Origin of the sequence: Enterobacter cloacae complex sp. I1M, assembly GCF_014982425.1 — a bacterium.
In the GTDB taxonomy this organism is placed as follows: Bacteria; Pseudomonadota; Gammaproteobacteria; order Enterobacterales; family Enterobacteriaceae; genus Enterobacter; species Enterobacter intestinihominis.
Map to the genome: position 1 here is coordinate 132,076 of NZ_JADCLG010000013.1, position 19,507 is coordinate 151,582.

The following is a 19,507-nucleotide window of genomic DNA, read 5'->3' on the forward strand; positions in this document are numbered from 1 at the left end:
CTTATACTAAGTGGAGGGTTATTGATTTAGCGCAATTTTGGCGGCAGGTTCACTACCGCCAAAGCAGTATCAGGCTGAGAAGAACGCCATCAGAATGGGGACCAGCAGGCTCAGAATAAAGCCGTGTACAATAGCGGCAGGAACCATCTCCAGACCTCCCGAGCGCTGTAACACCGGCAGGGTAAAGTCCATTGAGGTGGCCCCGCACAGGCCCAGCGCGGTAGAGCGGCTGCGGCGTACCAGGCCGGGGATCAGCATGATGGCTATCAGCTCGCGCGCCAGATCGTTAAAGAAGGCGGCGCTGCCGATCACCGGACCAAACGATTCGGTCAGCAGAATACCGGAGAGCGAATACCAGCCAAAACCGGATGCCATCGCCAGGCTGGTTTTCAGCGGCAGATCGACAATAAAGGCGTTAATCACTCCCCCCGCCATTGAGCTGGCCACAACGATAACGGCAACCATCATGCCCCGGCGGTTCAGGACAATCTGTTTCAGCGTCATGCCATTATTTCGCAACTGAATACCGATCAGGAAGAGCAGGAAAATCAGCGTATATTCGCTGGCTTCCGTAGCGTGCTGTAAAAAAGCCCATCCGGTTAGCCCCAGTAAAAAACCGAGCACCACCACGCCGCACAGCTTTAATGATTCCAGCGCCATCGCAATTCGGGAGGGAAGCTTTTCCTGATGGTGGTGATTTTTCCATGGAATAGTGCGTTCCAGCCAGAACAGCGCGGCAATATTGCACAACAGAATCACCACTACCGTAACCGCAGAATAATGCAGGATGGAAAGCAAGTTCGTCGCCAGATTATCCAGGAAGGCCAGGCTGATCCCCATAAAGAAAAGTATGACGTAAACAATCCAGCTGAGAAAACGATTAATAAGCTTTAAGGCCGATTCATGACGCAGCGGAATAAGGTAGCCCACAATCAGGGGCAGAAGAATGATGAGGAGTCCTGAGAACATGAACAGCCGGTCCTTTTGAGTATCATTTAAGCGCCAGAGACACTACCCAATAAAGGCTGTACAGTAAAGCGGCAAAAGAAAGCCGGGTGGCGGCTGCGCCTTACCCGGCCTACAAAGTGCACACTCACGTAGGTCGGGTAAGCTTTAGCGCCACCCGACATTACAGGCCGCACTTAATTAATCGCGTTTTTCCAGTAGGGTGCGATACAGCACGCCGCCCAGAATACCGCCAATAATTGGCATCACCCAGAACAGCCACAGCTGTTCAAGCGCCCAGCCGCCCTGGAAAATAGCCACCGCGGTGCTACGTGCCGGATTAACGGAGGTATTGGTCACCGGGATGGAGATCAGGTGGATAAGCGTCAGCGCCAGACCAATAGCAATGGGGGCAAAGCCCGCAGGCGCGTATTTGTCCGTTGCGCCGTGGATCACCAACAGGAAACCTGCGGTGAGCACAATTTCAATCACGATAGCAGACAGCATTGAGTAGCCGCCTGGAGAGTGTTCGCCGAAGCCGTTTGACGCAAATCCGCTGGCCGCGGCGTCAAACCCGGCTTTCCCGCTGGCAATGACGTACAACACCGCCGCGGCAATAATACCGCCAATAACCTGGGCAATAATATAGCCAATAATATCTTTCGCCGGGAAACGTCCGCCCGCCCATAAACCTAACGTGACGGCCGGGTTGAAATGACCGCCGGAAATATGCCCCACGGCGAATGCCATGGTTAATACGGTTAAACCGAATGCCAGCGCGACGCCGACAAATCCAATACCTAATTCCGGAAATGCGGCTGCGAGTACTGCGCTACCGCAGCCACCAAACACCAGCCAGAATGTACCAAAGCATTCTGCCGCTAATTTTCTGAACATAACCACCTCAATAATAAACGTCCGCGCCCATTCCTGCGCGCGGGTTATATCGCCATAAAGGGATGACGACTCAAAGAGCCAGTATTTTGAAACCATCAACATCCCTTCGCCACTCAAATAAATTCACTAAATTTGATTTAAGGCAATGTGATGTCAATCCTTGTTCAGAACGGAGGTAATTAGAGCATAGCCCAATATTTAAGGGGGCGTATATTCTGCTGTCGTGACCTACAGCCTGCCGCTATACTGCTGATAACTTGAAGGAAAAAGTGGCCGAAATGCGGGGGATGTATGCTACTCGAACGTGTGGAGATTGTCGGGTTTCGCGGGATTAACCGCCTGTCGCTGCAACTGGAACAGAACAACGTCCTGATAGGCGAAAACGCCTGGGGTAAATCCAGCCTGCTGGATGCCCTGACGCTGCTGCTTTCGCCCGAAGAGAACTTGTACCACTTTGTCCATGATGACTTCTGGTTTCCGCCGGGGGATGTCAATGGGCGCGAGAAACACCTGCATATCATTCTGACCTTCCGCGAATCCGAGCCCGGTCGCCATCGCGTGCGTCGTTTTCGCCCTATGTCGCCCTGCTGGGTGCCCTGTGAAGATGGGTTCCAGCGTATTTTCTATCGCCTTGAGGGCGAAATGGCGCAAAACGACGGGGTATTAACCCTGCGTGAATTTCTTGATGAGAAGGGGAATCCGATCCCGCTCGATAATATTGACGAGCTTGCCCGCCATCTTATCCGCCTCTCCCCCGTGTTGCGCTTACGAGACGCGCGCTTTATGCGGCGGATCCGTAACGGCACCGTACCGAATATGCCCGAGGTGGAAGTAACCGCCCGCGAGCTGGATTTCCTCGCCCGTGAACTGGTCTCGCGGCCGCAGAACCTCACCGACGGCCAGATCCGTCAGGGACTGTCTGCCATGGTCCAACTGCTGGAGCACTACTTCTCCGAGCAGGGAACGGGGCAGGCGCGCCACCGCCTGATGCGCCGCCGCTCGCACGACGAGCAACGAAGCTGGCGCTATCTCGATATTATCAACCGCATGATCGACCGCCCCAGCGGGCGCACGCATCGGGTGATCCTGCTGGGATTATTCTCCACGCTGTTACAGGCGAAAGGGACGGTGCGCCTGGATCGGGACGCGCGCCCGCTGCTGCTGGTGGAAGATCCGGAAACGCGGCTGCACCCGATTATGCTTTCCGTGGCGTGGCATCTTCTTAATCTACTGCCGTTGCAGCGTGTCACCACCACGAATTCCGGCGAGCTGCTCTCCCTGACGCCGGTGGAGTATGTCTGCCGCCTGGTGCGTGAATCCTCGCGGGTCACCGCCTACCGGCTCGGGCCCGGCGGGTTAAATGCCGAAGATGGCCGACGCATTGCGTTTCATATCCGTTTTAACCGTGCCTCTTCCCTGTTTGCCCGCTGCTGGTTGCTGGTGGAAGGGGAAACCGAAACCTGGGTGATAAACGAGCTGGCTCGCCAGTGCGGACACCACTTTGATGCCGAAGGGATCAAAGTGATCGAATTTGCTCAGTCTGGCTTAAAGCCGCTGATCAAATTTGCGCGCCGGATGGGGATAGAGTGGCACGTGCTGGTGGATGGCGATGAGGCGGGTAAAAAATATGCGGCGACCGTGCGCAGCCTGCTCAATAACGATCGTGAAGAGGAGCGGGAACATCTGACCACGCTGCCCGCGATGGACATGGAGCACTTTATGTACCGCCAGGGATTTGACGACGTCTTTCACCGCGTGGCGATGATCCCGGTGGATGTGCCCATGAATATGCGTCGGGTGATCGCCAAAGCTATCCATCGGTCGTCAAAACCGGATTTGGCCATTGAAGTCGCGACGGAAGCGGGCAGGCGGGGCGTGGAGTCGGTGCCCACGCTGCTGCGTAAAATGTTCTCCCGCGTCCTCTGGCTGGCACGCGGGAGAGCCGATTAACGGGCAGTCGCCTGCGATACCTGTTGATGCAGGCTATCAAGCAGGATATAGCGGCGGCGGTACTCGGACCGTTTTTTACTCGCAATCTCTTCCATCGGTTTGCGTGGCATGGTCAGTGGCAGGGCAAAGTTGCCGTTCTCCTGCTGCTGTCCGCCAAGGGAGCGCCAGAAGCTGTCATAGTCAGCCAGCAATTTTCCCTCTTTTTTCTTGCGATAGCGCCAGCTGCGGTAGATGTGGGTGGCGTTACTCACCGCGAGGATCTGCTCGACGGGGAAGGCGCCTGCCAGCGTCATGACCGCTTCAACCAGCAGACGTTTTGGGAACAGTCCGTGACAGGCTTTGGTCGCCAGCTGAATGTGCTCGTGCGGGACATGCGCTTTCGCCCCCTGCATTCCGCCGATGAAGAGCGTTGACTTGCCCTGGTATTTGCACAGCGTAAAGGTCAGCTCGGCCAGCACCGTGTTCTGGTGGTCACAAAAAGTGAGGGTCGCTTCCCCTTCTTTGTCCAGAAACGCATCCGCGCTCAGGCGAACGCTAAACTGCTGCTCCTCTTTGCCCGTTAACGTCACCAGCGTGATGCCCTGGCTGGAAAGGTAGCCGTTCAGCAGTGACGCCGGAAGATGGCGGCTCATCATCTGATAGTGATTGTCCAATGCGTCCAGCGTAGTCTGACGGCCCATATTGACGGTCAGCCAAGGTCGGTGCAGGCGGCACGGCAGGCCGGGCTGCACGCGCAGGATCTGCATCAGACGGGGCTGTTTTGCAAGGTTTCCGAGCAGGCGCGCAGTGGTGAACGGCGTTGCCAGCGAGCGCAACATAAACTTACGTCGATAGGCCGGATTTTGCCACGCCAGCCCCGGCGTGAGGGAACCCGATGCCAGGCTTTTAAACAGTTGCCAGCCCGATTTAGGCTGGGACAGCGTTGAATAAGGTGTATCGACGATGGAAGACATGTTAGATCCTGCTTCTGGTGGAATTTCGCTATTTCAGCAGGCGCTTTATCAACATCGGGTAAACAATTCCCGACGATTACGGGGATCGGGGGTTTCGTTGAGGAGTGGTTTAGATAAAATCAACGGTGATGATAGCCAGAACAATTATTTGGAATATTTATGAACCTGAAGGGAAAACGCAGAAAGCTGTTTCTGCTGCTGGCGGTAGTGGTGTTAGCAGGCGGATTCTGGTTATGGAAGGTACTGAACGCGCCGGTACCACAGTATCAAACGCTGATTGTTCGTCCGGGCGAGCTGCAACAAAACGTGCTGGCGACGGGGAAGCTGGATGCCCTGCGTAAGGTTGACGTGGGCGCGCAGGTCAGCGGTCAGCTTAAAACCCTGTCGGTTGAGATTGGCGATAAGGTTAAAAAAGGCCAGTTGCTTGGCGTGATCGATCCTGAGCAGGCGCAAAACCAGATCCGCGAAGTGGAAGCGACGCTGATGGAGTTGCGCGCGCAGCGCGCTCAGGCTCAGGCGGAGCGTAATCTCGCTCAGGTCACCCTGTCGCGCCAGCAGGCGCTGGCGAAAACGCAGGCCATCTCGAAACAGGATCTGGACACAGCCGCCACGGAGCTGGCGGTGAAGCAGGCGCAGATTGGCACCATCGATGCGCAAATCAAGCGGAATCAGGCCTCGCTGGATACGGCGAAAACCAACCTCGATTACACGCAAATCGTTGCGCCAATGGCCGGGGAAGTGACGCAGATAACCACCCTGCAAGGCCAGACGGTCATCGCCGCGCAGCAGGCGCCGAACATCCTGACCCTGGCGGATATGAGCACCATGCTGGTGAAAGCCCAGGTATCTGAAGCGGACGTCATTCACCTTAAGCCGGGGCAGAAAGCCTGGTTTACGGTGCTGGGCGATCCGCAAACCCGCTATGAAGGGGTGCTGAAAGATATCCTGCCGACGCCGGAGAAGGTCAACGACGCCATCTTCTACTATGCGCGTTTTGAGGTGCCTAACCCGCAGGGCGTGCTGCGTCTGGACATGACCGCTCAGGTGCATATCCAGCTGACCGGCGTGAAAAACGTGCTGACGGTTCCGCTCTCCGCGCTGGGCGAATCCGCCGGGGACAATCGCTACAAGGTGAAAGTGCTGCGCAACGGTGAAACCCGCGAGCGGGAAGTGGTGATTGGCGCACGTAACGACACCGACGTGGTGGTGGTAAAAGGGCTGGAAGAGGGTGAGGAAGTGGTCACCAGCGAAAGCCTGCCTGGAGCCGCGCAATGACGGCGCTGCTTGAGCTGAATGACATTCGTCGCAGCTATCCGTCCGGCGACGGGCCGGTGGAGGTGCTGAAAGGCATCTCCCTGCGCGTTGAAGCCGGTGAAATGGTGGCGATTGTCGGGGCATCGGGCTCGGGTAAATCAACGCTGATGAACATTCTCGGCTGTCTGGATAAGCCTACCAGCGGCACCTATCGCGTGGCCGGGACGGATGTTTCCACCCTGGACGGCGACGCGCTGGCGAAGCTGCGTCGCGAGCATTTTGGCTTTATCTTCCAGCGTTACCATCTGCTTTCACACCTGAGCGCGGCGCAGAATGTGGAAGTGCCGGCGGTGTATGCGGGCGTCGAGCGCAAAAAACGCCTCGAACGCGCGAAGGCGCTGTTAACGCGTCTTGGGCTGGCGGAGCGTGTTGATTATCAGCCTTCGCAGCTTTCCGGCGGTCAGCAGCAACGCGTGAGTATTGCCCGCGCGCTGATGAACGGTGGGCAGGTGATCCTCGCCGATGAGCCAACCGGTGCGCTCGACAGCCATTCCGGTGAAGAGGTGATGGCGATCCTGCATCAGCTTCGCGATCAGGGGCATACGGTGATTATCGTCACCCACGATCCGCAGGTGGCAGCGCAGGCGGAACGCATTATCGAGATCCACGACGGCGAGCTGGTCAGCAACCCGCCGCCACGTCAGTCCAGAGCGGCGGCGACGAAAGAGGCGCTGCCGGCCGCAACCGGCTGGGGCCAGTTTTCCAGCGGTTTCCGCGAGGCGCTGACCATGGCCTGGCTGGCGATGGCGGCCAACAAAATGCGCACTCTGCTGACCATGCTTGGCATCATTATTGGTATTGCCTCAGTGGTGTCGATTGTGGTGGTGGGCGATGCGGCGAAACAGCTGGTGCTGGCAGATATTCGCGCCATCGGGACTAACACCATCGACGTTTACCCCGGCAAAGATTTTGGCGACGACGAGCCGCAGTATCAGCAGGCGCTGAAGTATGACGATCTGGCGGCTATTCAGAAGCAGCCGTGGGTGAACTCCGCCACGCCTGCCGTCTCGCAAAACCTGCGTCTGCGCTACGGCAACATCGACGTGGCGGCCAGCGCTAACGGCGTCAGCGGAGATTACTTCAACGTCTACGGCATGACCTTCAGCGAAGGGGCGACCTTCAACGCTGAACAGCTGGCGGGCAGGGCGCAGGTGGTGGTGTTAGACGCTAACTCCCGCAGGCAGCTGTTCCCGAATAAGACCAATGTGGTGGGGGAAGTGATCCTCGTAGGCAACATGCCAGCGACGGTGATCGGCGTGGCGGAAGAGAAGCAGTCGATGTTCGGCAGCAGTAAAATCCTGCGCGTCTGGCTGCCGTACACCACCATTTCCGGGCGCATCATGGGGCAGTCATGGCTTAACTCTATTACCGTTCGAGTGAAGGAGGGCTACGACAGCGGGCTGGCGGAACAGCAGCTGGAGCGGCTGTTAACCCTGCGCCACGGGAAAAAGGATTTCTTCACCTGGAATATGGATGGCCTCTTGAAAACGGCGGAAAAGACCACACGTACTCTTCAGCTGTTCCTGACGCTGGTGGCGGTGATTTCGCTGGTCGTCGGCGGGATAGGGGTGATGAACATTATGCTGGTGTCGGTGACCGAACGTACGCGGGAGATCGGCATCCGCATGGCGGTCGGAGCCAGAGCCAGCGACGTGCTGCAGCAATTTTTGATTGAAGCGGTGCTGGTGTGTCTGGTGGGCGGTGCGATGGGGATTGCGCTCTCGATGATGATCGCCTTTGCGCTCCAGCTCTTCTTACCGGGCTGGGAGATTGGCTTCTCGCCGATGGCGATCCTGACGGCGTTTTTATGTTCCACCTTCACCGGTATTCTGTTCGGCTGGCTACCGGCGCGAAACGCGGCGCGGCTGGATCCGGTGGATGCGCTGGCGCGCGAATAACCCGAAAATAAAAATGCCAGCCGATCGGGCTGGCATTTTGCCTGCAGGGTGTACACAATGAATCAGAGAGCTATGCAACCGCTTCTGCTTCAACGGGGACGATCAGACTGGCATGATTGCCTTTTGGCCCCTGGTGTACATCGAACCGGACGGACTGCCCGGCTTTGAGCGTCCTGTAACCATCCATCTGAATGGTGGAATAGTGAGCGAAGATATCCTCGCCGCCGCCTTCGGGGCAAATGAAGCCAAACCCCTTGGCGTTGTTGAACCACTTAACAGTACCCATTTCCATGCTTCGACATCCTTCGTAAATCTTATAAATTAAGATGGAATGAACCGGTGGTGGAGTGGGGGCTGTTCAAAACCTCGCCAACTCACGCTTGTACAATTTAGAGAAACGGAAGAAGCCGTCAAGCGTTTGGCGCTGGAGTTGGGACAATAATCAACCAAAATTTGAGGCAGTTAACGCTATTGCAACAGTTTGTGACAGACATCGCGGATGACAGTAATAGATGATTGTTATCTAACATCTGAGGTAGATTCAAAGTGGTTATGCATAATGGGTAAGACCAACGATTGGCTGGATTTTGACCAGCTGGCGGAAGATAAAGTGCGCGACGCGCTAAAACCGCCATCTATGTATAAAGTTATGTTAATGAACGATGATTACACGCCGATGGAATTTGTTATTGACGTGCTACAAAAGTTCTTTTCTTATGATGTTGAACGTGCAACGCAACTGATGCTTACCGTTCATTATCGTGGCAAAGCGATCTGCGGCATCTTTACTGCCGAGGTTGCGGAAACCAAAGTAGCGATGGTGAACGACTATGCAAGGGAGAACGAGCATCCGTTGCTGTGTACGCTGGAAAAGGCCTGATAAGGCATAAAATTGGGGGAGGTGCCTATGCTCAATCAAGAACTGGAACTCAGTTTAAACATGGCTTTCGCCAGAGCGCGTGAGCACCGACATGAGTTTATGACCGTCGAGCATTTGCTGCTCGCACTGCTTAGCAACCCATCTGCCCGCGAAGCGCTGGAAGCCTGCTCCGTGGATCTGGTGGCGCTACGTCAGGAACTCGAAGCCTTCATCGAACAAACCACACCGGTGCTGCCAGCCAGTGAAGAAGAGCGCGACACACAGCCGACGCTCAGCTTCCAGCGCGTGCTGCAGCGCGCGGTTTTCCACGTCCAGTCTTCCGGACGTAGCGAAGTGACGGGCGCCAATGTGCTGGTCGCCATCTTCAGTGAGCAGGAGTCCCAGGCGGCCTACCTGCTGCGTAAACACGAAGTCAGCCGGCTCGACGTGGTCAACTTCATCTCTCACGGAACGCGAAAAGACGAGCCTAACCAGGCATCGGATCCCAGCGGACAGATCAACAGCAATGAAGAGCAAGCAGGCGGGGAGGATCGTATGGAAAACTTCACCACCAACCTTAACCAGCTTGCTCGCGTTGGCGGTATCGACCCGCTGATTGGCCGCGACAAAGAGCTGGAGCGTGCCATCCAGGTGCTGTGCCGTCGCCGTAAGAATAACCCGCTGCTGGTGGGGGAATCTGGCGTGGGTAAAACCGCGATTGCCGAAGGTCTGGCCTGGCGCATTGTGCAGGGCGACGTGCCGGAAGTGATTGCCGACTGCACCATCTACTCGCTGGATATCGGCTCGCTGCTGGCGGGCACCAAATACCGCGGTGATTTTGAAAAACGTTTCAAAGCGCTGTTAAAACAGCTGGAGCAGGACACCAACAGCATCCTGTTTATCGATGAGATCCACACCATCATCGGCGCAGGCGCGGCTTCCGGTGGTCAGGTAGATGCCGCCAACCTGATCAAACCGCTGCTCTCCAGCGGCAAGATCCGCGTGATGGGCTCTACGACGTACCAGGAGTTCAGCAACATCTTTGAGAAGGATCGTGCGCTGGCGCGTCGTTTCCAGAAAATCGACGTTACCGAGCCGTCGGTTGACGAAACGGTGCAGATCATCAACGGTCTGAAAACCAAGTACGAAGCGCACCACGACGTGCGTTACACCGCGAAAGCGGTGCGTGCGGCGGTGGAGCTGGCGGTGAAATACATTAACGATCGTCATCTGCCGGATAAAGCGATCGACGTGATTGATGAAGCGGGTGCGCGTGCGCGCCTGATGCCAGCGAGCAAGCGTAAGAAAACCGTGAACGTAGCGGATATCGAGTCCGTGGTGGCCCGTATCGCACGTATCCCTGAGAAGAGCGTCTCTCAGAGCGACCGTGATACGCTGCGCACCCTCGGCAATCGCCTGAAAATGCTGGTCTTTGGTCAGGATAAAGCTATTGAGGCCTTAACCGAAGCGATTAAGATGGCCCGTGCTGGCCTGGGGCATGACCACAAGCCTGTCGGTTCCTTCCTGTTCGCCGGCCCGACCGGTGTGGGTAAAACCGAGGTAACGGTGCAGCTCTCCAAAGCGCTGGGCATTGAGCTGTTGCGCTTTGATATGTCCGAGTATATGGAGCGTCACACCGTCAGCCGTTTGATTGGTGCGCCTCCGGGCTACGTGGGCTTTGACCAGGGCGGCCTGCTCACCGACGCGGTGATCAAGCATCCGCACGCGGTCCTGCTGCTCGATGAAATCGAGAAAGCGCACCCGGACGTGTTCAACATCCTGTTGCAGGTGATGGACAACGGGACGCTGACCGATAACAACGGGCGCAAGGCCGATTTCCGCAACGTGGTGCTGGTGATGACCACCAACGCCGGGGTGCGTGAAACCGAGCGCAAATCCATCGGCCTGATCCATCAGGATAACAGCACCGATGCGATGGAGGAGATCAAGAAGATCTTCACGCCGGAGTTCCGTAACCGTCTGGACAACATTATCTGGTTCGATCACCTGTCTACCGAGGTGATCCATCAGGTGGTGGATAAGTTCATCGTCGAGCTGCAGGTTCAGCTGGATCAGAAAGGCGTGTCGCTGGAAGTGAGCCAGGAGGCCCGCAACTGGCTGGCCGAGAAAGGCTACGACCGTGCGATGGGTGCCCGTCCGATGGCGCGCGTGATTCAGGACAACCTGAAGAAACCGCTGGCGAACGAACTGCTGTTTGGATCGCTGGTTGACGGCGGCCAGGTGACCGTGGCGCTGGATCAGGCGAAGAACGAGCTGACGTATGATTTCCAGAGTGCGGCGAAGCACAAGCCGGAAGCGGCTCACTGAGTTGAAAGGTAAAAGCAAAACGGCAACTTCGGTTGCCGTTTTTTTTGTTTGCTCCCTCTCCCAGTGGGAGAGGGCTGGGGTGAGGGCATCAGGCCGCAGAGGAATTTTGCGAGGCGCTTTCCAGTTTCTTTCGAAGTCAGTTGCTGGATAAATCTACAGTAATAAAATGGCGTCGCACCTGCAAAATCGGGTGCCGGGATTGGCGTCCTGAAAGTGTGTGCACAGACAATCTTGCGTGCATAAAGGATTACATATGACTAATATTAATAGCTTCGCCCAGCTCTACACCGAACTCTCCCTCAACCCCGATCTCCCAACCCTGGCCGAGCGCTGCAAGCTGCTCACCGAAATCCTTCTCGACTGCAAATCTCTCCCGCAAACGCAGCCCGTTTGCCGCTGTCTCGGAGCTTATCTGGAAGAGGTAAAATCCGGCCTCACAGAATCCATGCGTGATTTTCAGGTGGTGGAATTTGAGGACGAAGCGGAACAGCCGCGACAAAAAGAGTGGTTGCTGGAAGATACAGAAACGAAATGTGACTACTGCCGGGCGTTAAACCACGTGCTGCTGGTTTCGCATTTTGACCGCGATATGTTGCCGCACCTGACGGGACTGTTGCATGACATTACCCACGCGATAGCTGAAGATCTAATCGTACCCATGAACCCGTGCATGACAATACATCTGCCGACACAGCCACACTAAGGCCATAAATAAAAAAGGCCGGGATTGTCCCGACCTTTTAAATATTCATCTGCCATTACAGGCGAAAACAATTAGCGACTACGGAAGACAATGCGGCCTTTGCTCAGGTCGTACGGGGTCAGTTCAACAGTCACTTTGTCGCCCGTCAAAATGCGGATATAGTTTTTGCGCATTTTACCGGAGATGTGCGCAGTTACCACGTGACCGTTTTCCAGTTCTACGCGAAACATGGTATTAGGCAACGTATCAAGTACGGTACCCTGCATTTCAATATTGTCTTCTTTGGCCATCTAATCCTCTGGGGTATCACTACCAAGTTTTGAACCGGCAAGATAATGCCGAAATTCATCAATTAAGTAAAGAATTGCGCGTTTAAAACGCAGCAAAACAATTTCAGCGTATTGCCCAAGCGTCACGGTACAACCGAACGGAAAGCGCATTCGTAAAGGGGATACGACAGGATAAACGTCAGGACGTTATCTGAAGCGAGGGTCCCAAACGGCGGCGGGGCAACAGGCAGAAGCTACTCTGCGGCGTAATTATAACACCCTCATAAAAAATATGCGGAAAACATTTAGGCATTGGGCATAAAGAGCATTCTGGGAACCCAAAAATCGCGCGGAAGAGTCTCCAGTCGGCACTGTTCAAGGTGTTCGATATAGCGTCGGCGGGAAATTTCAACCGCGCCGAGCGAGGCGGTGTGCTCATTCAGCACCTGACAATCCATCAGTTGTCCGCCGCGTTGGGCAAATTCCTGGCTAAAAACCAGCAGCGCGGTTTTCGACGCATTCGTGGCGCGGGAGAACATCGACTCGCCGCAGAACAGCGTGCCCTGCGCCACCCCGTACATCCCCCCAACGAGGTTATCCTCTTTCCATACTTCGATGGAGTGCGCGTAGCCCAGCTCATGAAGCTGGTGGTAGGCGATAATGATATCGCGGGTTATCCAGGTGCCTTCATGACGATCTTCAGCGCAGCCTTCGATTACCTGCCCGAAGGCGTGATTGAGCGTGACGCGATAGGGCGAATTTGCGTGAAAACGTTTCATGCTGCGGCTCAGGTGAAACTGCCCGGGCCACAGCACGGCTCGCGGGTCCGGAGACCACCATAAAATCGGGTCGCCGGGAGAAAACCACGGGAAGATGCCGCGCTGGTAAGCCATTAAGAGACGCGCCGGGCTGAGATCGCCGCCCAAAGCCAGCAATCCGTTAGGTTCACGCAGCGCCCCCTCCGGAGAAGGGAACGCAATATTATGGCGAGAAAGCTGCACCAGGCGCATGACAACAGAACTCCAGTACGCGAGAGAGGACGCTACAAATATAGTCTACAGGCGCTGTTTAAACTGGTAGTAGCGACCCTGTTTTGCCAGCAGCTCTGCGTGATTACCTTGCTCAATTATGTGTCCGTTGTCCATCACAATTATTCGATCGAAATTCACCAGCCCGCGCAGGCGGTGAGTGACCATCAGCACGGTTTTGCCTTTCATCACCTTTGTCAGTAAATCAAGAATTTGACTCTCGGTTGTCGCATCCAGACCTTCTGTCGGTTCATCCAGCAACATCAGCGGCGCATCGTGCAGCAAGGCGCGCGCGATGGCCAGACGACGCAGTTCGCCGCCGGAAAGCTGTCGGCCCCCTTCACCCAGCCAGCTGTTCAACCCGTCGTCCTCAAGCAGCTTGTGCAGCCCAACCTGTTCCAGCATCGCCCGCAGCGTATCGTCAGAGGCGTCCGGTGCCGCCAGAAGAAGATTATCGCGCAGCGTAGCGCTGAACAGGTGCACACGCTGGGGCACGACGCTGACGGTTTTACGCAAGGCCGCTTCGCTATAATCAGACAGCGGAAGGTCGTTAAACCGAATCTCGCCCTGCTGCGGGTCCCAGGCGCGCGTGAGGAGTTGCAGAAGCGTCGATTTGCCACATCCCGTACGGCCAAGGATCGCAATGCGCTGCCCGGCATCAACAGAAAGGCTGATATCTTCCAGCGCGTATTGCGCCTGCTTGTCGTAGGCGAAGGTGACGTTGCTGAGCGTCAGCGCGACCTGCTCCGGCACGATGGTTTGACCCGCGCTGAACTTCACTTCCGGCTCCTGCTCTGCAATATCCGTAATGCGCAGCGCAGAGGCAATCACCTGGCCGAGATGCTGAAAGGCGCCGGTGACCGGGGCTAAGGCTTCGAAGGCTGCCAGGGCACAGAAAACAAACAGCGCAATCAGCGGGCCAGGCTGCGGGTTACCGCCCACGCCACCGGAGGCCATCCAGAGCATGGCGATAACGGCAAACCCACCGATTAACATCATCAGCGCCTGAGAAAACGCGGTCAGTTCAGACTGGCGACGCTGGGCTTCATGCCAGTTCAGTTCCGTATTTTCCATACGGGTGCGGTAGCGCTTGCTGGCACCAAAAATGGTGAGCTCGGCCTGACCCTGCAACCAGGAGGTGAGCTGCTGGCGGTATTCCCCGCGCAGACGCGTCAGGTTTTCCCCGGTGGTTTTACCTGCACGATAAAACAGGGGCGGCAGAATAATCAGCGTCATCAGCATGATGCCGCCGAGCGTCAGTGCGATGGGAACATCCAGGAAACTCAACCCCAGCGTGACCACGACAATCACCACAAACGCGCCCACCATGGGCGAGATGACGCGCAGATAGAGGTGATCCAGCGTATCCACATCCGCAACTACGCGGTTGAGTAATTCGCCCTGCCGAAAACGTGCCAGCCCGGCAGGGGAGAGGGGCAGCAATTTGCTGAACGTATAAATACGCAGGTGTTGCAGCACGCGGAAGGTCGCGTCGTGGCTGACCAGGCGTTCGAAGTAGCGCCCGGCAGTTCGCGTAATCGCCGTGCCGCGCACCCCGGCGGCAGGCAGCATGTAGTTAAAGCTGTATAGCCCGGCAAAGCCTGCGGCCGCAGATGCGGAGAGGAACCAGCCAGAAAGCGTAAGCAGGCCGATGCTGGCGAGCAGAGTGATAATCGCCAGTACGATCCCGAGCGTCAGCATCCATTTGTGGCGTTTATACAAAGCAAGATAGGGAAGCAGGGCGCGCATCAGATATCCTCCTGACGGTTCGCCAGCAGGGTCGCAAAGGGCCCCTGCGCGGCAACAAGCGCGGCGTAATCGCCTTGCTCAACAATGTGTCCGTTTTCCATCACCCAGATCTGATCCCAGTCGGCAATACCTTCCAGCTGGTGGGTCACCATCAGGGTAGTTTGCTGGCGTGAGGCTGCGTTAAGCGCATCCATCACGCGCTGCTCGCTGTGAGCGTCCAGGCTGGCGGCGGGTTCGTCCAGCAGCATTAACGAACAGGGGTTCAGCAGCGCACGGGCAACCGCGACGCGCTGTGCCTGGCCCACTGACAGCCCGGCAGACTGATCGCCAATGACGGTATCGACACCCTGCGCAAGCAGCGGCAAAAACTCGCTGACCCAGGCGCGGTCGAGGACCGATTGCAGCTCATCGTCACGTGCATCCGGCCTTGCCAGCAGCACATTCTCGCGCAGCGTCGGGGCAGGCAGCTGAGGGTTTTGACCCACCCAGCTTAGCTGTTTACGCCAGGCATCAGGATCGAGCTCGCGCAGCTCCGTTTTGTTGATACGCAGCGATCCGGTGTACGCCATAAAACCTGACAGCGCATTCAACAATGAGCTTTTACCTGAGCCGCTGGTACCCACCAGCACCACACGTTGCCCGGCAGGCAGGGTAAAGTTCAGCGGGCCGGCCAGCACTTTGCCTTCAGGCGACAGAACAGAAAAATCCTGTGCTTCAATGGTCACCGGATCGTTCGTATTCAGCGTCACCTCACCACGCTCCGGATGTGCCAGCGGCGTTTCCATAAAGGTTTTCAGGCTGTCGGCAGCACCCACCGCCTGCGCTTTGGCATGGTAAAAGGTGCCGAGATCGCGAAGCGGCTGGAAAAATTCCGGGGCCAGGATCAGCGCCAGGAACCCGGCGGAAAGCGTGACCGCCGTACCGTAGTGGCCAAAGTCCAGCGCGCCGAGGTAGGAGAAGCCAAAGTAAACCGCCACCAGCGCAATCGACAGGGAGGTAAAGAACTCGAGCACGCCGGAAGAAAGGAAGGCCATGCGCAACACTTCCATGGTGCGCTGACGAAAATCCTGCGACGCCAGGCGAATGTTTTCGGTTTCCGCTTCACCACGACCAAAGATCCGCAGGGTTTCCATTCCGCGCAGACGGTCCAGGAAATGACCGCTCAACCGACCCAGCGCAAGGAAGTTGCGACGGTTAGCATCTGCCGCACCCATGCCGACCATCGCCATAAACAGCGGGATGAGCGGGGCGGTCCCCATCAGGATCAGAGCCGCTACCCAGTTAACAGGGAAGATGGCGATAACAATCATCAGAGGCACAAACACTGCCAGCGCCATCTGTGGAAGATAACGCGCATAGTAATCGTGCATATCGTCGATTTGCTCAAGGATCAGCGTCGCCCAGCTACCGGCCGGTTTGCCCTGGATCCACGCAGGCCCGGCTTCCGAAAGCCGGTCGAGCACTTTGCGGCGGATCTCATAGCGGATGTGCTGGCCGGCATGGAACCCAACCCGTTCTCGCAGCCAGACCACCCACGCACGCAGGACGATAACCAGCACCAGAACGATAAACGGCAGCAGCAGCGCTTCGCGCGGGATGCTCTCCATGATCATATGATTGAGAATGCGGGCCAGCAGCCATGCCTGGGCAACAATCAACAGACCGCTGATAAATCCCAGAACGCGGGAGATCATAAGCCAGCGGCGGGACAGAACGCTTTGCTGTTTCAGCCAGCGCGTTAACTCTTGTTGACGGGTTTTTTCCATTGCGTACTTTGCAGGTGACGTTATAAGAAATTAGACATCTGCATGTTACACGTGAGCAAAAATAAAGGCGACCAGTGGCCGCCTTTATTTACGTTTGTTACTGACTTGTAAAGATTATTTACCTTGTTCTGCCAGTCCGTCCAGATAGCGTTCTGCGTCCAGCGCGGCCATACAGCCGGTGCCCGCAGAGGTGATCGCCTGACGATAAATATGGTCCATCACGTCGCCAGCCGCGAAGACGCCTGGGATGCTGGTCTGCGTCGCATTGCCGTGAATGCCAGACTGCACTTTGATGTAGCCGTTCTCCAGCTCAAGTTGGCCTTCGAAAATGGCCGTGTTCGGGCTGTGACCGATTGCCACAAACAGGCCTGCCACCTCCAGCGTTTCGACGGTGTCGGTGTTCTGCGTATCACGAATTCGCAGACCTGCCACACCCATCTGATCGCCGGTCACTTCTTCCAGCGTACGGTTGGTATGCAGCACAATGTTGCCGCTCGCCACTTTATCCATCAGGCGTTTGATCAGGATCTTCTCGGCGCGGAAGGTGTCGCGACGGTGGATCAGGTGTACTTCTGAGGCGATGTTCGCCAGATACAACGCTTCTTCCACAGCGGTGTTGCCGCCGCCGATCACCGCAACTTTCTGGTTGCGATAGAAGAAACCGTCGCAGGTCGCGCAGGCTGATACGCCGCGCCCTTTGAATGCTTCTTCAGACGGCAGACCGAGATAACGGGCAGAGGCACCGGTAGCGATGATCAGCGCATCGCAGGTGTATTCACCGCTGTCGCCGGTCAGACGGAACGGACGGTTCTGCAAATCCACTTTATTAATGTGGTCGAACAGGATTTCGGTTTCGAATTTAGCAGCATGCTCGTGCATGCGCTCCATCAGCAGCGGCCCGGTCAGGTCGTTCGGGTCGCCCGGCCAGTTTTCCACTTCCGTGGTGGTGGTCAGCTGACCGCCTTTTTCCATCCCGGTAATCAGTACCGGTTGCAGGTTAGCGCGTGCAGCATAGACCGCTGCGGTATATCCCGCAGGTCCAGAACCAAGGATTAGCAGCTTACTGTGTTTGGTCGTGCCCATGAGATCCCCATTGTTGTTGGCAGGCAATGGGCTGGATTGTAGGGAATTTGTTGCCGTAAAAAAAGAGCACGACAGTTTTGCTTCCGATATATGCAATAGTCACGCCCTATGGATCAGATACGGTCATATCACGTCTGCTACTGAAAATCGCGCGTTTATAAGGCAATAAAATGATGATTAATACCCCCCCGTAATGAATATCCGGCATCTTGTACTAAAAATCGATGTTTTGCTTTGACAATCCCCTGCGCTTTTGCGAAAACATTCAAGGAAGAAAAAAAGACGCATGAACTGCATGCCGAATAGACATGCACGTAAATGCCATTTTTACCGGGTCAGTGAAATCTACGCATGGTGTGGACAGACGCCATACGTGATGTCTGTGACTGCTTTCGGGCAACGGTCTTCTTACCGCAGACCCCGAATCCACATCGCGTCTAATACATAACCAGGCGATGTGATGAATAACGGGTGCAGGCTCTGAACAGTGATGTGCACAGGGTCCAGGCAGGAGTAGGGAAGGAATACAGAGAGACAATAATAATGGTAGATAGCAAGAAGCGCCCTGGCAAAGATCTCGACCGTATCGATCGTAACATTCTTAATGAATTGCAAAAGGATGGGCGTATTTCCAACGTCGAGCTTTCAAAACGTGTGGGACTTTCCCCGACGCCGTGCCTTGAGCGTGTGCGTCGACTGGAAAGACAGGGTTTTATCCAGGGCTATACGGCTCTGCTAAACCCGCATTATCTGGATGCCTCACTTCTGGTATTTGTTGAGATTACTCTGAATCGTGGTGCGCCGGATGTGTTTGAGCAATTTAACGCCGCTGTACAAAAACTTGAAGAAATTCAAGAGTGTCATCTGGTTTCCGGTGATTTTGACTACCTGTTAAAAACCCGTGTGCCTGATATGTCCGCCTACCGTAAGCTGCTGGGTGAAACCCTGCTGCGTCTGCCAGGCGTGAACGACACCCGTACTTATGTGGTGATGGAAGAGGTCAAACAGAGCAATCGTCTGGTTATTAAGACGCGCTAACACGGAACAGGTGCAAAATCAGTGTAGTTTGATTACACTCCTGTTAATCCATACAGCAACAGTGCCGGGGATACCCGGCGCTGTTGTCCGTTTTAGCACACAGGCAAGACATGCCTGATACCTGGAGAGCCTTTCTTGAGCCAGGAATACACTGAAGACAAAGAAGTCACATTATCTAAGCTAAGCAGCGGACGTCGTCTCCTCGAGGCGTTACTGATTGTTATTGCCCTTTTTGCCGTCTGGCTGATGGCCGCCTTACTCAGTTTCAACCCCTCAGATCCCAGCTGGTCGCAAACCGCATGGCATGAGCCTATTCATAACTTAGGTGGCGTTCCCGGTGCCTGGCTTGCGGACACGCTCTTTTTCATTTTCGGAGTGATGGCTTATACCCTTCCCGTCATCATTATTGGCGGATGCTGGTTTGCCTGGCGTCATCGACAGAACGACGACTACATCGATTATTTTGCCGTTTCGCTGCGCCTGATTGGCGCCCTGGCGCTGATCCTCACCTCCTGTGGGCTGGCGGCGATCAACGCCGATGATATCTGGTACTTCGCCTCCGGCGGGGTGATCGGCAGCCTGTTGAGCTCCGCGCTGCAACCGATGCTTCATAGCAGCGGCGGCACGCTGGCGCTGCTCTGTATCTGGGCGGCGGGCCTGACGCTGTTTACCGGCTGGTCCTGGGTGAGCATTGCTGAGAAGATCGGCAGCTTTATTCTGACGCTGC

General features: G+C 56.0%; 17 protein-coding genes. 8 read left to right on the forward strand and 9 right to left on the reverse strand.

Features of this window, described 5'->3' with window-relative positions:
- Positions 1-69: 69 nt before the first annotated feature.
- Complete coding sequence (locus tag INF86_RS08500; RefSeq protein WP_193543423.1) at positions 70-969, reverse strand: lysine exporter LysO family protein; 900 nt, start codon at positions 967-969, stop codon at positions 70-72.
- A 177-nt stretch (positions 970-1,146) separates the two neighbouring features.
- Positions 1,147-1,842: an aquaporin Z gene (aqpZ, locus tag INF86_RS08505; RefSeq protein ID WP_026080729.1), complete on the reverse strand. Its 696-nt coding sequence runs from the start codon at positions 1,840-1,842 to the stop codon at positions 1,147-1,149.
- 291 nt (positions 1,843-2,133) lie between these two features.
- Here aqpZ and INF86_RS08510 point away from each other — a divergent pair, with 291 nt between their 5' ends.
- A complete protein-coding gene (locus INF86_RS08510; RefSeq protein WP_023299709.1) occupies positions 2,134-3,792 on the forward strand; it encodes an ATP-dependent endonuclease in 1,659 nt (552 codons plus the stop codon).
- Here the strand turns inward: INF86_RS08510 and INF86_RS08515 are convergent.
- On the reverse strand, positions 3,789-4,745 hold the full coding sequence (locus INF86_RS08515; RefSeq protein ID WP_045309091.1) for a VirK/YbjX family protein: 957 nt from the start codon (positions 4,743-4,745) through the stop codon (positions 3,789-3,791). The two genes, INF86_RS08510 and INF86_RS08515, sit on opposite strands and share 4 nt — an antisense overlap.
- 159 nt (positions 4,746-4,904) lie before the next feature.
- Here INF86_RS08515 and macA point away from each other — a divergent pair, with 159 nt between their 5' ends.
- On the forward strand, positions 4,905-6,020 hold the full coding sequence (macA, locus tag INF86_RS08520; RefSeq protein ID WP_022647609.1) for a macrolide transporter subunit MacA: 1,116 nt from the start codon (positions 4,905-4,907) through the stop codon (positions 6,018-6,020).
- A complete protein-coding gene (macB, locus tag INF86_RS08525; protein WP_032624546.1) occupies positions 6,017-7,957 on the forward strand; it encodes a macrolide ABC transporter ATP-binding protein/permease MacB in 1,941 nt (646 codons plus the stop codon). Before macA ends, macB begins: the two co-directional genes overlap by 4 nt.
- A gap of 70 nt (positions 7,958-8,027) precedes the next feature.
- Here macB and cspD read toward each other — a convergent pair whose 3' ends face one another.
- The gene (gene cspD, locus INF86_RS08530) at positions 8,028-8,249 is read right to left on the reverse strand and encodes a cold shock-like protein CspD (protein WP_006174390.1); all 222 of its coding nucleotides are present in this window, start codon (positions 8,247-8,249) and stop codon (positions 8,028-8,030) included.
- Positions 8,250-8,516: 267 nt separating this feature from the next.
- On the opposite strand from cspD, the gene clpS reads away from it, so the two are divergent.
- The 3 genes from clpS (at position 8,517) to INF86_RS08545 (ending at position 11,847) form a co-directional block, all read left to right on the forward strand.
- The gene (gene clpS, locus INF86_RS08535) at positions 8,517-8,837 is read left to right on the forward strand and encodes an ATP-dependent Clp protease adapter ClpS (RefSeq protein WP_006174393.1); all 321 of its coding nucleotides are present in this window, start codon (positions 8,517-8,519) and stop codon (positions 8,835-8,837) included.
- A gap of 27 nt (positions 8,838-8,864) precedes the next feature.
- Complete coding sequence (gene clpA, locus INF86_RS08540; RefSeq protein WP_022647611.1) at positions 8,865-11,144, forward strand: ATP-dependent Clp protease ATP-binding subunit ClpA; 2,280 nt, start codon at positions 8,865-8,867, stop codon at positions 11,142-11,144.
- A 253-nt stretch (positions 11,145-11,397) separates the two neighbouring features.
- Positions 11,398-11,847, forward strand: coding sequence for a hypothetical protein (locus INF86_RS08545; protein ID WP_045309092.1), 450 nt, complete (start codon positions 11,398-11,400; stop codon positions 11,845-11,847).
- A 71-nt stretch (positions 11,848-11,918) separates the two neighbouring features.
- Here the strand turns inward: INF86_RS08545 and infA are convergent, their stop codons facing one another.
- The 5 genes from infA to trxB all read right to left on the reverse strand — a co-directional run bounded on the left by infA (position 11,919) and on the right by trxB (position 17,742).
- The gene (gene infA, locus INF86_RS08550) at positions 11,919-12,137 is read right to left on the reverse strand and encodes a translation initiation factor IF-1 (protein ID WP_002211347.1); all 219 of its coding nucleotides are present in this window, start codon (positions 12,135-12,137) and stop codon (positions 11,919-11,921) included.
- 284 nt (positions 12,138-12,421) lie between these two features.
- Positions 12,422-13,126 carry a leucyl/phenylalanyl-tRNA--protein transferase gene (gene aat, locus INF86_RS08555; RefSeq protein ID WP_058676868.1) on the reverse strand — a complete coding sequence of 235 codons (705 nt, stop codon included), beginning with the start codon at positions 13,124-13,126 and terminating at the stop codon, positions 12,422-12,424.
- 45 nt (positions 13,127-13,171) lie between these two features.
- Positions 13,172-14,893: a cysteine/glutathione ABC transporter ATP-binding protein/permease CydC gene (cydC, locus tag INF86_RS08560; protein ID WP_192970456.1), complete on the reverse strand. Its 1,722-nt coding sequence runs from the start codon at positions 14,891-14,893 to the stop codon at positions 13,172-13,174.
- Positions 14,893-16,659, reverse strand: a complete 1,767-nt coding sequence (cydD, locus tag INF86_RS08565) for a cysteine/glutathione ABC transporter permease/ATP-binding protein CydD (protein ID WP_105322602.1) — start codon at positions 16,657-16,659, stop codon at positions 14,893-14,895. Before cydD ends, cydC begins: the two co-directional genes overlap by 1 nt.
- 114 nt (positions 16,660-16,773) lie before the next feature.
- The gene (gene trxB / locus INF86_RS08570) at positions 16,774-17,742 is read right to left on the reverse strand and encodes a thioredoxin-disulfide reductase (RefSeq protein ID WP_022647616.1); all 969 of its coding nucleotides are present in this window, start codon (positions 17,740-17,742) and stop codon (positions 16,774-16,776) included.
- Positions 17,743-18,285: 543 nt separating this feature from the next.
- On the opposite strand from trxB, the gene lrp reads away from it, so the two are divergent.
- Both lrp and INF86_RS22405 read left to right on the forward strand, forming a co-directional pair.
- On the forward strand, positions 18,286-18,780 hold the full coding sequence (gene lrp, locus INF86_RS08575; protein WP_000228469.1) for a leucine-responsive transcriptional regulator Lrp: 495 nt from the start codon (positions 18,286-18,288) through the stop codon (positions 18,778-18,780).
- 135 nt (positions 18,781-18,915) lie between these two features.
- Positions 18,916-19,507 (forward strand): DNA translocase FtsK 4TM domain-containing protein (locus tag INF86_RS22405; protein ID WP_227414758.1); only part of this gene is annotated, 592 nt, incomplete at its 3' end.

What these genes read in the sequence shown, in the direction of transcription:
- aqpZ (WP_026080729.1), bottom strand. Translation starts at nt 1,842, where the DNA reads ATGTTCAGAAAATTAGCGGCAGAATGCTTTGGTACATTCTGGCTGGTG.
- INF86_RS08515 (WP_045309091.1), bottom strand. Translation starts at nt 4,745, where the DNA reads ATGTCTTCCATCGTCGATACACCTTATTCAACGCTGTCCCAGCCTAAA.
- infA (WP_002211347.1), bottom strand. Translation starts at nt 12,137, where the DNA reads ATGGCCAAAGAAGACAATATTGAAATGCAGGGTACCGTACTTGATACG.
- cspD (WP_006174390.1), bottom strand. Translation starts at nt 8,249, where the DNA reads ATGGAAATGGGTACTGTTAAGTGGTTCAACAACGCCAAGGGGTTTGGC.
- macA (WP_022647609.1), top strand. Translation starts at nt 4,905, where the DNA reads ATGAACCTGAAGGGAAAACGCAGAAAGCTGTTTCTGCTGCTGGCGGTA.
- INF86_RS08545 (WP_045309092.1), top strand. Translation starts at nt 11,398, where the DNA reads ATGACTAATATTAATAGCTTCGCCCAGCTCTACACCGAACTCTCCCTC.
- lrp (WP_000228469.1), top strand. Translation starts at nt 18,286, where the DNA reads ATGGTAGATAGCAAGAAGCGCCCTGGCAAAGATCTCGACCGTATCGAT.
- INF86_RS08500 (WP_193543423.1), bottom strand. Translation starts at nt 969, where the DNA reads ATGTTCTCAGGACTCCTCATCATTCTTCTGCCCCTGATTGTGGGCTAC.
- macB (WP_032624546.1), top strand. Translation starts at nt 6,017, where the DNA reads ATGACGGCGCTGCTTGAGCTGAATGACATTCGTCGCAGCTATCCGTCC.
- INF86_RS08510 (WP_023299709.1), top strand. Translation starts at nt 2,134, where the DNA reads ATGCTACTCGAACGTGTGGAGATTGTCGGGTTTCGCGGGATTAACCGC.
- trxB (WP_022647616.1), bottom strand. Translation starts at nt 17,742, where the DNA reads ATGGGCACGACCAAACACAGTAAGCTGCTAATCCTTGGTTCTGGACCT.
- cydD (WP_105322602.1), bottom strand. Translation starts at nt 16,659, where the DNA reads ATGGAAAAAACCCGTCAACAAGAGTTAACGCGCTGGCTGAAACAGCAA.
- clpS (WP_006174393.1), top strand. Translation starts at nt 8,517, where the DNA reads ATGGGTAAGACCAACGATTGGCTGGATTTTGACCAGCTGGCGGAAGAT.
- aat (WP_058676868.1), bottom strand. Translation starts at nt 13,126, where the DNA reads ATGCGCCTGGTGCAGCTTTCTCGCCATAATATTGCGTTCCCTTCTCCG.
- clpA (WP_022647611.1), top strand. Translation starts at nt 8,865, where the DNA reads ATGCTCAATCAAGAACTGGAACTCAGTTTAAACATGGCTTTCGCCAGA.
- cydC (WP_192970456.1), bottom strand. Translation starts at nt 14,893, where the DNA reads ATGCGCGCCCTGCTTCCCTATCTTGCTTTGTATAAACGCCACAAATGG.